Genomic DNA, 12,992 nt, shown 5'->3' with positions numbered 1-12,992 from the left:
CGCCGTAGCAACCTAGGTCGCCGCTCTGAACCGGTCTGTAGTGCGCTGGCTCTGCCAGATCGCGCCGGCGAACTGTTCCATCGGGGTGCTCCACTCGCGAATGACGACCGGGTGGACCGTGCGATGGTGCAGGATCACCTGACCGGGACGTCGCTTTCGGGAGAACCACAAAACGGCCTTGTCGTGGCGCTCGCGGTTGGCCCGGGTGACAGTCGTGTCCAGGTGGCCAGGCCGGCGATGCCCCGGAGCGGCGGCGAACGTGGTCGGCGGCGCGCTGGGCGGCCTCCAACAGTCCTGCTCGATCCAGTGAGCGATCGGGTCGCGTTCACCGCGCGGCTGGTAGAAGGGGTCGCCCAGCCGCCAGCCGATCGCCGCGGTGAAGCGGCTGAGCTGCTCATCATCTCCGGCGGCCAGGCGACGCCAGGCCGGCGAGCCGAGGAGGACCGCGATGCTGATCGCCTCGGGATAGATGGCGGCAAACAGCCTGGACGCGCTGAAGGTCTCCCGCTCGGCGTTCTTCGGGATGAAGACGAACGAGCGGACGTTCCAGACAGCCTGGTTGAGAGCCATGCCGGGGTTGTCGTCGGGGTCCTGTTCCCAGAGATGGGCGCAGATCATGAAGGCGGTCAGGACGGCGTCGTAGGCGGCGGCCCAGCCGTGGCGGCGGACCAGGCGAAGGTGCCGCCGTTGGGCGGCGACGATGTCAGGGAAGATCTCCAGGTGTGGCCCGAGATGGTTGATGTCGGGCGGTCCGATCCAGTACTGGTGCCGGGTGCAGACGTAGCGATGGTGCGGGAAGATCCGAAACACCGGGCCGCCGGGGTAGCGGGCGTCGCAGCGGGGGCAGCCGAGCTGCGGGATGTGACGGAACGCTTCCCAGGTTGGGGGCGGGTCGCGGAGCTCGAGTAACGCGCCGGCCAGATGGCCGGGCGGGCGGGCGGTGAGCGCGGACAGCTGGTGGATGTCGATGGTTCGCCGGGCAGGGCGTGGGGACGCTGACTCGTTTCCAGAGTTCGTCGCCGTCCAGGCCGTGCAGCGCGGCCAGACGAGCCAGGTAGGAGGCGACGGTTTCGTGCCGTGCCAGTGGGACCGCGATCGGCAGCGCGCGTGGTCGCATCAGCTCGCGGCGTCGGCGGCAGCGCGGACGGCGCGAGCGCGCGCGGGGATGTGCGGCTGGGACGCGGCGCGTTCGGCGGCGTAGTCGACGGGACGACGTCCAGGAGCTCCTGGGTGATGCGCTCGGTGCCGGTCTCGATGGCCAATATGGCTGCTCCGCGCACCAGCTGCGACAGACTTCCGATCATTCCGCCGCTGCGCCGATAGAGATGTTCGGCGAAGGCGACCAGGGCCGCGCCGAAAAGCAGGGCAACAGCTGGTATGGACCAAGGTATCTGCGAAAAGCCCACGGGAGGGCCAGGGCCACGACGCCGGCTGAGACCGGCGCCAGCCGATCTAGATCACCATCTCAGCTCTGACCCCTCCACACGGCTACGGCGTCTTGATCGTTTGGGAACGTATAGGGAACGATCAACCGTAGTTTGCCGGTGTCAGCCGTAGACAGCCGGACACAAAGCGAGAGGCCCGTCACCGCGTTTCCGCTGGTGACGGGCCTCTTCCCGCTGGTGTGGCAGGTGCAAGGTTCGAACTTGCGTAGGCTGAGCCGACGGTTTTACAGACCGCTCCCTTTGGCCACTCGGGCAACCTGCCGTGCCATCCGCTCTCGCGGCGACAGACAGAAGAATAGCGGACTTCGGAGGTGTACGTGACACCGGTTTGTCCCGAGCCGGATCCCGGCGACATGCTCAGCCGTAACACGGCCCCCGTCCGTCCCCCGCATCCGGGGCGACGTCGGTCAACGGCCTCCGAGCGCGAACGGCGCAAAGTGTGATCATCGGTGTACAGGGATCGGTGTCCTGCACGGCGCGCCGATGCTGGCTAGGCTCGTTCGCTGGGTACGCGCGTTTTCGCGTACGCCGGGGAAGCAGGATCCGCATAGTGCTTCGCAGCTGAGAGGGTGGGTGTTTTGGCCGATTCATCTTTCGACATCGTCAGCAAGATCGACCATCAGGAGGTCGACAACGCTCTGAACCAGACGGTCAAGGAGATCGGGCACCGGTTCGACTTCAAGGGCACCGGGGCGAGCATCAGCTGGTCCGGGCAGGACAACATCGAGATCAAGGCGAACAGCGAGGAGCGGGCCAATGCCGCGCTCGACGTGTTCAAGGAGAAGGTAATCAAGCGAGGGCTTTCGCTGAAGATCCTCGATGCGGGCGAGCCGAAGCTGTCCGGCAGGGAATACCGCATGCTGGTCAGCCTCAAGGAGGGCATCGACCAGGAGAACGCCAAGAAGATCTCCAAGCTGATCCGCGACGAGGGCCCCAAGGGGATCAAGGCGCAGATCCAGGGTGAGGAGCTGCGGGTCAGCTCGAAGAAGAAGGACGACCTGCAGGACGTCATCTCGCTTCTCAAGGGCAAGGATCTGGACATCGCGCTGCAGTTCGTGAACTACCGGTAGTCAGCAGCCGGCGGGCATGGAACTGGGCGGCTCCGGGGATCGTGGAGGGTGGGCGGGCAGGCAGGCATATTCGGGCACATGGCCGGGCGCTTTGTGCGTGCGGGCGGTCATGTGCCTTCTGCTGGGCCCGCGGGCTTGGCCCTCACGTGCGGTTCGCGGGCTCGGTCCTCACGTGCGTTTCACGAGATCTGTGGGTGCTTGGGAGTAGGTTGCACGCGGGGTTCTGCTGATCGATCCTCGGTCGTAAGCTCGGTGGACGTGACGAAGATCCCCGTGCGCCGGTTCACGGCACGCGCCCTGCCCATTGATGACCAAGACCGGGTGCTCCTGCTTCAAGGCTTCGATCCCGAGCAGCCCGGCCTGCCGTTCTGGTTCACCATCGGTGGTGGGATGGAGGACGGTGAGACGCTGCGGGAGGCTGCCGCGCGGGAGTTGTACGAGGAGGTCGGGATTCGGGCGGGTGCGGAGGAGTTCAGCGGGCCGTACGGGACCAACACGATCGAGTTCTGCTGGGCTGGGTACGCCATCACGCAGGATCAGACCTTCTTCGCGGTGCGCGTGGCCGACGCGGTCGTGTCGTTCGAGCACATGGAGCAGATCGAGAAGGACACGACGACCGCCTACCGGTGGTGGAGCGTGGCGGAGCTCGAGAGCACCGAGGAGGTCTTCTTTCCAGAGGATCTCGCGGCGATCCTGCGGAAGATCACTGCGGGCGGAGAATCCGCGTAGCCCCCGCGATCAGCGCCGTCGCCAGGATCCAGCCTGAGACGATCAGTCCGTACGCCAGCCACTGCGTCCACCCGCCCGGATCGAAAAGCTCTCGTTGCCCGAATGCGGGCAGCGGGAGCAGCAGGTCGAAGCTGTAGGCGAACGAGTTGAAATCGGGGCTCTCGGCGGGCTTGAGAGCCCTGGGCGGGTTGAGGCCGAAGACGACCGTTCCGACCGCCAGCAGCAGCGTGAACCACATGCCCGCCAGCCAGGGGCGGTAGCCGTACCCGACCGCGACGTCGAGCAGCCGGCCCCACATCCGGCCCCCGAGTCCCTGGGTCTGCCGCCGGGCGCGGAGCTTGGCGAGCTGGGCGCGACGGGCAAGCATGTCGTTGCCGTCGCTGAGGTACCAAGCGGCCAGTTGCTCGTACGGCTGCGGCCTGAACCCCTCCGGATCCCGCGTGACCCACTCGATCCTCCGGTTGACGCTGTGGCCGCGCAGGCGGTCGTAGGTCAGTCCGTTGAGGCGCAGCTTCTCCGGCCAGGTGTCGGGGTCGTCGTGCAGCGTGCCGAGCTTGGAGTGCGCGAGAGTGACGACGCCGTCGATGGGCTCGGCGGGCTTGAGGTAGAGCTCACGGGCCTCCATGTGGCTCATGTGGAGGGCGTAGCGGGTGTCGGGGCTCCGTACGGTGCCGTTGAGCGAGAACGTCCCGTTGATCCGGGCGCCGCGGAGCCGTACGCAGCCGTCTGCCTGGAATCCGTCGGTGCAGCGCATGATGTTCTCGACGACCATGTTGTCGGCGGTGAGCGCCTCGTTGCCGGGATTGCGGAGGATCGCGCCTTCGAGGAGGAATCCGCCGTTGAGGCGGGCGCCGACCAGGCCGACGCCGCCGGTGAAGTCGCCGTTGCGTAGGTGCATGCCCGAGTCGACGACGGCGCCGTTCGCGTACAGCGCCCACTCGCCGTCGTCGCCCACGACCTTCGTGCCGGCGAGCCACAGGCCGCTCTCGAACTGGGCCCGGCCCACGCGTACGGTGCCGGTGATGTTGGAGCCGGACAGGCTGAGGTGGCCGCCGACCCGCATGCCGCCACCGCTGAGGCCGGGGAAGGCGCAATCGGTCAGGCGGATGGTGCGGGTGGTGCAGCCGGTGAGCCGGATGGGTTCGTCGAGATGGCAGCCGCGAAGCACCAGTTCGTGCTCGATGGTCCCGCCGAGGATCGCGAGCTGGCCGGTGATCCGGGCGCCGGACAGGCGGACCGCGGCGACCGCGCCGGCGCCCGCGTCGCGGGCGCCGAGCAGGAGAGAGGAGATCACCTTGGCTCTGATCGTACGCTCAGGGCCCCAGGTGTCGCCGTCCTTGGGCGCGTTCACTCCGGACGCGGCGCCGACGCGGCACGTGACCGGGCCCAGCTCGACGAAGTCGCCCGTGGGGAAGGCATTCCACAGCTTGCGCTCTGCCTCGGTTAATCGGGGGGATCGGCCCATGAGATCAACTTAGCGGCGGTAGCCGGCCATGCGCTCGAGGCGGGCGACGCGCTCGGAGGTGGGCGGGTGGGTGGAGAACAGGCGGCCGAAGCCCGAGCCGCTGAACGGGTTCGCGATCATCATGTGGGAGGCCGAGGTGAGCCGGCTGTTCTCGGGGAGCGGAAGCCTGCGGGCGCCCATCTCGATCTTGCGGAGGGCCGAGGCCAGCGCGAGCGGATCGCCGGTGAGCCTGGCACCCGACTCGTCGGCCTGGTATTCCCTCGTACGGGAGATCGCCATCTGCACCATCCCGGCCGCTACCGGCCCGAGCACCATCATCAGCAGCGCGCCCAGGAAGCCCGGCCCCTCGTCGTCGTCGGAACCGCCGAAGAAGACGGTCACGTAGCTGAGCCAGGTGATCATCGTGGCCAGTGCGCCGGCCACGGACGAGACGAGGATGTCCCGGTTGTGGACGTGTGACAGCTCGTGCCCGATCACGCCGCGCAGCTCGGCCTCGTCGAGGAGCTGGGTCAGTCCGTACGTCACGCACACCGCGGCCCGGCGCGGGGTCCGGCCCGTCGCGAACGCGTTCGGCTGCGCCGTCGGCGAGATGTACAGGCGTGGCATCGGCTGACGGGCCTCGGTGGAGAGCTCTCGCACGATCCGGTAGAGCGTCGGCTGCTCGACCTCGCTGACCGGCCTGGCTCGCATGGCCGACAGCGCGATCCGATCGGAGAAGAAGTAGGCGGCGCCGTTGCTCACCAGGGCGAGCACGAGCGCGATCTGCACACCGGTGCCGCCGCCCAACCACGCGCCCACCGCGACGATCAGCGCCGACAGGCCGCCGAGCAGGACGGCTGTGCGCAGGCCGTTGTGGTGCAAGGTTCCCCCCTCCGTGGTCTGGGTTCACCCCGTCCAACGACGATGACCCGGCTCTTCGTTCCCCGGTGTGCTCAGCTGAGGGCGGAGCGCGACTTTCTGCGGTGCGCCGCGTTACCCGAAGGCCGACAGCGACGTCACGTCCAAGACCAGCTGGGGCGCGACCGAGAACAGGACCGCCACAGCCACGGCCAGGCCGATCGCCGGCCAGATCGCCGGAGGCGGGCGGCGCGTGGCGAGCGCTTGTCCCGCCGCGGGGGCGAACAGGCGGGCCGTCCAGATCGCGTAGTAGTAGAGGCCGATCACGGTGTTGACGGCCATGACCAGCGCCAGCCAGGCGGTGCCGCCTTCGACGATCTCACGGAAGACGAAGACCTTGGCGAAGAGCCCGGCCAGGCCCGGCGGCAGCCCGGCCAGGCAGACCAGGCAGAACGCGAGCCCGATGCCCGCCGCCGGGCTGCGGAAGACCAGGCCCCGGTAGTCGTCGAGCTCGTTGCGGGCGGCGGTCCTTGAGACGAGCATGACGACCGCGAACGCCCCGAGGTTCATGGCCGCGTAGATGACGAGGTACGCGGCAGACGCGCTGATCGCTCCCGACGCGGTGGCGGGCGCCGGCTGGGCCGTGACGACCGCGAGCGGGGCCAGGATGTAGCCGGACTGGGCGACCGAGGACCACGCCAGCAGGCGTACGGCGGAGCGCTGGCGCATGGCGAGCAGGTTGCCCGCGGTCATGGTCAGCGCGGAGATGATCGCGACGATCGGGACCCAGGTGGCCGCCTGTCCGGAGAGTGCGGTGACCAGTACGAGGATCAGCCCGGCGAACCCGGTCGCCTTGGAGATGACCGAGAGCAGGGCTGCCACCGGGATGGGGGCACCCTGGTAGACGTCGGCCGCCCAGGAGTGGAACGGCACAGCGGCGATCTTGAAGGCGAAGCCCGCGACGACGAGGACGACGCCGACCGTGACGACGGCGGGCAGGCTCTGGTCGACGCCCGGTGCCACGCCCGGTGCCGGGAGCCGGCCGCTGAAGACGGCGGCCAGGCGGGTGAGGTAGACCGAGCCGGCGATGCCGTACAGGAGGGAGACGCCGAACAGCATGATCGCCGTGGACACGACCGACACGACGAACAGCTTCACGGCGGCCTCGGAGGAGCGGCCGTCGTAGCGCTTCATCGCGGTGAGGGCGAACACCGGGAGCGAGACCAGCTCGAGCGCCACGACGAGCATGATCAGATCTCGGGAGGCGGGCAGGGTCACCGCGCCGACGAGAGTGCAGAGGAGGAGGAAATACCACTCGCCCACCGGGATTTCGCCGGCCGCCAGCTCCGTCATCGACATCAGGACCACGACCACGGCGGCCACGAGCACCAAGCCCGCGAAGACCAGCGTGAACCCGTCCACCACGAAGGAGCAGAGCGCACCCTGCTGCTGGGGCTCCGTGGCGAGGTTGGGTGGGACGCAGAAGGTCCGCAGCGCCACGCCGCCGCCCCTGGCCGTCTGGGCGACGACGAAGCCCAGAGCCGCCAGGACGCCCGCCAGCGTGATCAGTCCCAGCGCGGTCTTCGTCCGCGGGCGGGCCGGGAGGAACGCGTCGAGCAGCAGCACCAGGCCCGCCACGAGTGCGAGCACCAAAGGGGGTGCGATCGCGAAATAGTCGATCTGCTGGATCATGAGAGGGCTCCCAGCAGGGTCTGCACGGCGGGCGTGGTGAGGGAGAGCAGGAGGCCGGGCCAGAGGCCGAAGAGCAGGATCAGGACCACGAGGGGGGTCCACGCCAGCAGCTCGTAGTCCCTGATGTCATCGGTTGCCGTCGGCTCGAAGGCGTCGGGTGTCGTGGTCGCCGGGCTCGGTTCCAGGGTGGCTGTCGCCGCGGTCTGCCCGGGCGCACCGAGGGGCACGACGGGGCGTTCGTCCGGGGTTTCACGGACCAGGCGATCGTCGAGGGGCGCGGCGTCCTCCAGAGATTCGCCGGGCGGTGCCGGGATGCCCCCTTCGTCTTCGGCTGGGAGGCCCGTTTCGTCGTGCTCTGCGGCCCCGGTGGCGGCGGTGCCCAGGGGGCGGCCGTGGGTGACGCGGGAGAGCATGACCAGGAAGTACGCGGCCGTCAGGACCGCCCCCAGGCCGCCGATCACCATGTAGGTGAGGAACAGGCCGCGCGGCAGGCCGTTCGCCGGCTGGAACGCCCCGAACAGCGCCAGCATCTCCCCCCAGAACCCGGCCAGCCCCGGCAGCCCGAGCGAGGCGATCGACGCGAACGTGAGCACCGAGCCCAGCCGCGGCAGCGTGGCCAGCATGCCGCCGCCCAGCGCAGGCATGTCGACGGTGTGGTGGCGCTCCTTGACCGCTCCGGCCAGGAAGAACAGCAGGCCGGTGATCAGGCCGTGGGCGACGTTCGCGAAGAGCGCGCCGTTGATGCCCACCGGGGTCAGCGTGGCGAAGCCCAGCAGGACGAAGCCCATGTGGCCGACGGAGGAGTAGGCGATCATGCGTTTGAGGTCGCGCTGGGCGAGGCACGCCAGGGCGCCGTACACGATGCCGACGACGGCGAACGCCCCCAGCCACGGCGCCACCGCCACCGCCCCCTCGGGGAGGATGGGGATGGCGATCCTGGCGAAGCCGTACGTGCCCATCTTCAGCAGCACCCCGGCCAGCAGCACCGAGCCCACGGTGGGGGCCTCGGTGTGGGCGTCGGGCAGCCAGGTGTGCAGGGGCCACATGGGGGTCTTGACCGCCAGCCCCACGCCGATCGCCACGAACGCCAGGATCTGCACGGATCTGGTCATGCCGCTGCCATGGGCCGCGCTCAGCGCCTCGATGTCGAGCGTGCCGGTCTGGGCCCAGACGAGCAGCAGGCCGAGGAGCATCACCACCGAGCCGAGCAGGGTGTAGAGGATGAACTTGATCGACGCCGCCCGGCGGCCCGCGCCGCCCCAGACGCCGATCAGGAAGTACATCGGGATGAGGACGATCTCGAAGAACACGAAGAAGAGCAGGAGGTCGAGGGCGAGGAACGTGCCGATCATGCCGACCTCGAGCACGAGCAGCGTGAACACCAGCGCCCTCGGCCTGGACCGCATGAACTGCCCGCGGGCCCGGGCGCTGCCCCAGGCCAGGTAGACGAAGCACAGGAACGTCAGCAGGGCCGTCAGCGCGATCAGCGGCAGCGAGATCCCGTCGACGCCGAGGTGGAGGCGGAGCCCGAGCCCCGGAATCCACGGCACGTCGACCTCGAACTGCAGCCGCGCGGCCTGGCTGTAGTCGAACGTCGCCACCATCAATACGGCCAGGGCCAGTGTCAGGCCCGAAAGGATCAGCCCGTACGAGCGCAGCGCCGGGCGGAGCGCGTACGGCGAGACGATCAGCGCGAGCGCGCCGAGCAGCGGCACGGCCAGCAGCACGACGGGAAGCCAGCCCATCATGTGGACATCACCGCCCCGGCGTTCACCGGCGCTGTCACGACAGCCTGGCGAGGCCGCCCGGCCAGATGCCCGGTCATGTGAACATCACCGCCCCCACCGTGATCAGCAGGACCCCGGCCAGCAAGCCGCTCACGTAGAGCTGGACGTTGCCGTTTTGGGCCAGTCGCAACATTCCGGACAATCCGCGCGCCGATCTGCCGGAGCCGCGCACCGCCCCGTCCACGACCACGTCGTCCGTCTTGACGACGAGCCTGGCCAGGGCCAGCATCGGGCGAACGAACAGCGCGGCGTAGAGGCCGTCCACATAGAACGCCCGCTCGCAGGGCACCCTCAGCGGGCCCAGCAGGCGGGCCGGATCGGCGATGGGGTCGGGGCGCCAGAACGCGTACACCGCCCCTGCTCCGAGCAGCGCGAGCACGACGCTGATGGCCGCCACGCCCGCATCCAGGTGCAGCTCGCCGGCGAAGCCCAGCAGCAGGGCTGGGACGGCGAGGAGGATGAGGGGCACGAGCATCGTCCGCGGGGCCTCCGAGACGTCCACGACGTGGGCCGTGCCGGGCTCGGGCTCGGGCAGCGCCACCGCCCTCGCTTCGCCGAAGAACGTGCGTAGCCAGGCTCTTGTGGCGTACGCGCCGGTGACGGCCACGGTCGCGAGCGCGCAGCCGTACAGCAGGAGGGCGGCCGCGTCCGTCAGCGTGCCGGTCGCCAGGGCGTCGTCCATGGCCGCCAGGATGCTGTCCTTGCTGAAGAAGCCGCTCGCCGGAGGGAGGCCCATCAGGGCGGCGAAACCGATCGTCATCGTCACGAACGTGACCGGCAGCTCGCGGCGCAGGCCGCCCATCTGGGTCATCAGGTTGGAGCCGACGTGGTGGATCACCGCTCCCGCGCAGAGGAACAGCAGCGCCTTGAACGCGCCGTGCGTCAGCAGGTGGAAGATGGCCGACGTGTTCGAGCCCGCGGCCAGGCCGCCGGCCATGTAGGCGAGCTGGCTGACCGTGGAGTAGGCCAGGACGCGTTTCAGGTCGTCCTGTGCCAGGGCGGCCAGGGCGGCGCCGAGCATGCCGAGCGCGGCCACGACGGCCAGCACGTCCAGCGTGGGCGGGGCGGCGCGGAACACGTCGAAGAGCCTGGCGACGATGAAGATGCCGGCGGCGACCATGGTGGCGGCGTGGATCAGCGCGCTGATCGGCGTCGGGCCGGCCATGGCGTCGGGGAGCCAGGTGTGCAGGGGGACCTGGGCGCTCTTGCCCGCCACGCCGCCCAGCAGGAGCATCGTGGCGGTCACCAGGGTGGCCGTGGACATCTCCGGCACCTTCGCCAGCACGTCGGCGATCCGGAAGCTGCCCGCCCCCATGCCCAGCACGAAGATGCCGAAGAGGAAGCCGACGTCGCCCAGGCGGGTGACGAGGAAGGCCTTCACCGCGGCGCGTGAATTGCCACGGTCCTCCCACCAGTGGCCGATGAGCAGGTAGGAGCAGAGGCCCATGATCTCCCAGCCCACGTAGAGGACCAGGAGGTCGCCCGCGTACACGACCAGGAGCATGGCGCTGGTGAACAGGCTGATGAACGCGCTGTAGGAGGGGTAGCGCGGGTCGTCCTTGAGGTAACCGACCGAATAGACCTGTACGGAGAGGGCTACGAGGGTTACCAGGACGCCGAGGATGCCGGACAGGTCGTCGGCCTGGAGGGTGAGCGAGATCGGGATGCCGCCGGTGGTCACCGTGCCGTAGGTCTGGCCGGTGAGCTGGGGTGATGTGGTGGCGCCGGAGAGGAAGGAGAAGCCTGGGGCCCAGGCTAGCCAGGTGGCCAGCACTGCTGAGGCGGCTGTGGGGAGGATCGCCAGCCAGGCTGCTCGAGTGTTCGCTCGCTTCCCTGCCGCGATATGGGTTTCCCGCGGGGATGCTGCGCTGTCCCCGGTGAGTTGTGGGGTGGGGCTTCCGCCTGCTCCGAGGTGGGGTGCGGCGTCGCGTTCCGTCCCCTTGGTTTCGTTGGGGGTTCGGACGGATCGTTGATGCGGCCAGCGTGAGAGGAGGAGGCCCGCGAAGGCGGCGATGAAGGGCAGGAGCACGGCCAGCAGTGGGAACGTCGTCATAGCGTGCCACCTCGCTTGACGGGCTGCTCGCCGCGGCGGCCGCCTTCGGCCTCGGCTTGGGCGTCTTCGTCGTCGTTCGGTTCGGCCGCGTCGCGGGGACGGTCGTCGCCAGGATGGGGTGCGCTGTGGAGCGCCGTGCCGGCCTCGGAGGCCACTCCGGACGTGGGCGCGGCCGCGGACATGCTGTCCGTACGCTCACTTTGAGCTCGTACCGGTGTCGTCGGGGTGTCGGCCTTGATGGCTTGGGCCGGCGGGGCTGTGGAGACGGTGAGACGCACCGGATGGTCGTCGGCCGGTTCGGCGAGGTCGCGGAGGTGGTCGATGTCGACGGTGCGGCGGTTGCGGTAGAGGGCCAGCACGATGGCGAGGCCCAGGCCCACTTCGGCGGCCGCGATGACGATGACGAAGAGGGTGAGCACCTGGCCGCTGTGCAGGCGGTCGCGCAGCCACACGTCGAACGCCACCAGGTTGAGGTTGACGGCGTTGAGCATCAACTCGACCGACATCAACACGAGGATCGTGTTGCGCCGGGCGAGCACGCCGTAGACGCCGATGGAGAAAAGGAGCGCGGAGACGACCGCCGGGTAGACGATATGCACTAATGACTCCCGGTTTGATCGGGTGCCGAGGTACCGCTGGTCCGGTGAGGTGCCGGGTTGTCCCCAGGATGATCCGCCGGCGCGGAACCACGCGTTTGATCAGGTGGTGAACCGCCGGGGATGTCCGTGCGGGACAGCACGATGGCGCCGATCAGCGCGGCGAGCAGCAGCACGGACAGCGCCTCGAAGGGCAGCACCCAGGTGGCGAACACGCTGGCGCCCAGCTCCTTCGCGGCCCCCCGACCGGGAATGAGCGGTGTGTACGCCGTGCGGAACCCGTCGATCACCACCGTGACCAGGAGGGCCGCCGTCGCCAGCGCCACCACGGCCGAGACGATGCGGTTGCCGCTGTCGAGGTCTGCGGAACGGCCGATCGGGGCGCGGGTGAGCATGATGCCGAACAGCAGCAGAACGACCACCGCGCCCACGTAGATCAGCACTTGGACCCAGGCCACGAACTCGGCCGTCAGCACCAGGTAGCAGCCCGCCAAGGCGCCGAAGGAGACCACGAGCCAGAGAGCGGCGTGGACCAGTTGTCTGGTCGTGACGACAAGCAGCGCAGATCCAACCGCTACCGCGCCCAGCAGCAAGAAGACGATCTCTTGCCCGGTGGGTGACAGGTAGGAGGGCACCGCCTCGGTCACGAATCCTCCTCGGACTCCCTTGTCTCGTCAGGGCTGAGCCGTCCGGGCGGGCGGATGGACCGTGGATCGGCCATCCTGCGCCTGCGGGGGCTCGGGGCAGAAGTTTGCTCCTCCTGCTCGGGCCGCGGTTGCGGCTCGCCCGAAGCTGTGGACAACTTTTCTGAGGGCGGCTCGCCTGTGGATGAAGCCGGTCCCTGGGGCCGCTGCTCTGTGGACGGGGCTTCGGTGCCGGGTCCGCCCGCTGTCATGGCGGAGGGCCGCGCCTCACTCGTCGCCCCGGAGGTCGGCTCGTTGCTCTCCCTTGTCGTCGCCCCGGAACTGGGCTCAGTGCCCTCCGTCGTCGTCCCAGAGGTCGACTCGGCCCCCTCCGCCGTCCCAGAGGTCGGCTCGGCCCCCTCCGCCGTACCGGAAGCGGGCTCACCGCTCTTCGCACCTTCCGGTCTTGCGGCGCGAGCGGGGCCCTTCGGGCTTGGGGTGCTGGTGGCGATTTCCGGTCCTGGGGTGCTCGCCGGAGATTCGGGGCCTGTGGTCCCTGACGTGGGGGTGGCCGGCGTGGTCGCTTGCGCCGTGCCCGTTTCGCCGGCCGGCCGCGTGTCCGCCGCGTCAGAGGGCGGCGGGGCTGCTGGACGGGAGGCGCGTTCGGTCGCTGCACGAGCGGGTCGTCCGGGGGC

The 12,992-nt window shown here is 69.4% G+C and carries 9 protein-coding genes, 1 tRNA gene and 1 pseudogene; 2 read left to right on the top strand and 9 right to left on the bottom strand.

What is annotated here, in order from left to right:
• Positions 1-12: 12 nt before the first annotated feature.
• Together EJK15_RS10595 and EJK15_RS10585 are read right to left on the bottom strand one after the other, a co-directional pair.
• Positions 13-810, bottom strand: coding sequence for a hypothetical protein (locus EJK15_RS10595; protein ID WP_171074220.1), 798 nt, complete (start codon positions 808-810; stop codon positions 13-15).
• Positions 811-1,625: 815 nt separating this feature from the next.
• Positions 1,626-1,707, bottom strand: a tRNA-Tyr gene (locus tag EJK15_RS10585).
• A 316-nt stretch (positions 1,708-2,023) separates the two neighbouring features.
• Here EJK15_RS10585 and EJK15_RS10580 point away from each other — a divergent pair.
• Together EJK15_RS10580 and EJK15_RS10575 are read left to right on the top strand one after the other, a co-directional pair.
• Positions 2,024-2,515, top strand: a complete 492-nt coding sequence (locus tag EJK15_RS10580; RefSeq protein WP_138710207.1) for a YajQ family cyclic di-GMP-binding protein — start codon at positions 2,024-2,026, stop codon at positions 2,513-2,515.
• Between the two features lie 258 nt (positions 2,516-2,773).
• Positions 2,774-3,244, top strand: coding sequence for an NUDIX hydrolase (locus EJK15_RS10575; protein ID WP_171074219.1), 471 nt, complete (start codon positions 2,774-2,776; stop codon positions 3,242-3,244).
• Here the strand turns inward: EJK15_RS10575 and EJK15_RS10570 are convergent.
• The 7 genes and pseudogenes from EJK15_RS10570 to EJK15_RS10540 form a co-directional block, all read right to left on the bottom strand.
• Positions 3,219-4,538, bottom strand: a complete 1,320-nt coding sequence (locus tag EJK15_RS10570; protein ID WP_240776886.1) for a hypothetical protein — start codon at positions 4,536-4,538, stop codon at positions 3,219-3,221. The two genes, EJK15_RS10575 and EJK15_RS10570, sit on opposite strands and share 26 nt — an antisense overlap.
• A gap of 180 nt (positions 4,539-4,718) precedes the next feature.
• Complete coding sequence (gene htpX, locus EJK15_RS10565; RefSeq protein WP_138710204.1) at positions 4,719-5,570, bottom strand: zinc metalloprotease HtpX; 852 nt, start codon at positions 5,568-5,570, stop codon at positions 4,719-4,721.
• 111 nt (positions 5,571-5,681) lie between these two features.
• Entirely contained in the window at positions 5,682-7,238 is a 1,557-nt protein-coding gene (locus EJK15_RS10560; protein ID WP_138710203.1) for an NADH-quinone oxidoreductase subunit N, read from the bottom strand.
• Complete coding sequence (locus tag EJK15_RS10555) at positions 7,235-8,983, bottom strand: complex I subunit 4 family protein (RefSeq protein ID WP_138710273.1); 1,749 nt, start codon at positions 8,981-8,983, stop codon at positions 7,235-7,237. Before EJK15_RS10555 ends, EJK15_RS10560 begins: the two co-directional genes overlap by 4 nt.
• A gap of 76 nt (positions 8,984-9,059) precedes the next feature.
• Positions 9,060-11,078 carry an NADH-quinone oxidoreductase subunit 5 family protein gene (locus EJK15_RS10550; protein WP_240776885.1) on the bottom strand — a complete coding sequence of 673 codons (2,019 nt, stop codon included), beginning with the start codon at positions 11,076-11,078 and terminating at the stop codon, positions 9,060-9,062.
• A 290-nt stretch (positions 11,079-11,368) separates the two neighbouring features.
• Positions 11,369-11,677 (bottom strand): annotated as a pseudogene (gene nuoK / locus EJK15_RS10545) (NADH-quinone oxidoreductase subunit NuoK); the annotation flags it as partial.
• The gene (locus tag EJK15_RS10540; RefSeq protein ID WP_138710202.1) at positions 11,677-12,321 is read right to left on the bottom strand and encodes an NADH-quinone oxidoreductase subunit J family protein; all 645 of its coding nucleotides are present in this window, start codon (positions 12,319-12,321) and stop codon (positions 11,677-11,679) included. The pseudogene nuoK and the gene EJK15_RS10540, both read right to left, overlap by 1 nt.
• Positions 12,322-12,992: the final 671 nt, after the last annotated feature.

It is taken from the genome of Nonomuraea basaltis, from assembly GCF_005893125.1.
GTDB lineage: Bacteria > Actinomycetota > Actinomycetes > Streptosporangiales > Streptosporangiaceae > Nonomuraea > Nonomuraea basaltis.
This window is presented reverse-complemented; position numbering and strand designations above follow the sequence as displayed.

Bases quoted from the DNA above. Each gene is read 5' to 3' on its own strand.
- EJK15_RS10560 (WP_138710203.1), bottom strand. From the start codon at position 7,238: ATGATCCAGCAGATCGACTATTTCGCGATCGCACCCCCTTTGGTGCTC.
- EJK15_RS10555 (WP_138710273.1), bottom strand. From the start codon at position 8,983: ATGGGCTGGCTTCCCGTCGTGCTGCTGGCCGTGCCGCTGCTCGGCGCG.
- EJK15_RS10550 (WP_240776885.1), bottom strand. From the start codon at position 11,078: ATGACGACGTTCCCACTGCTGGCCGTGCTCCTGCCCTTCATCGCCGCC.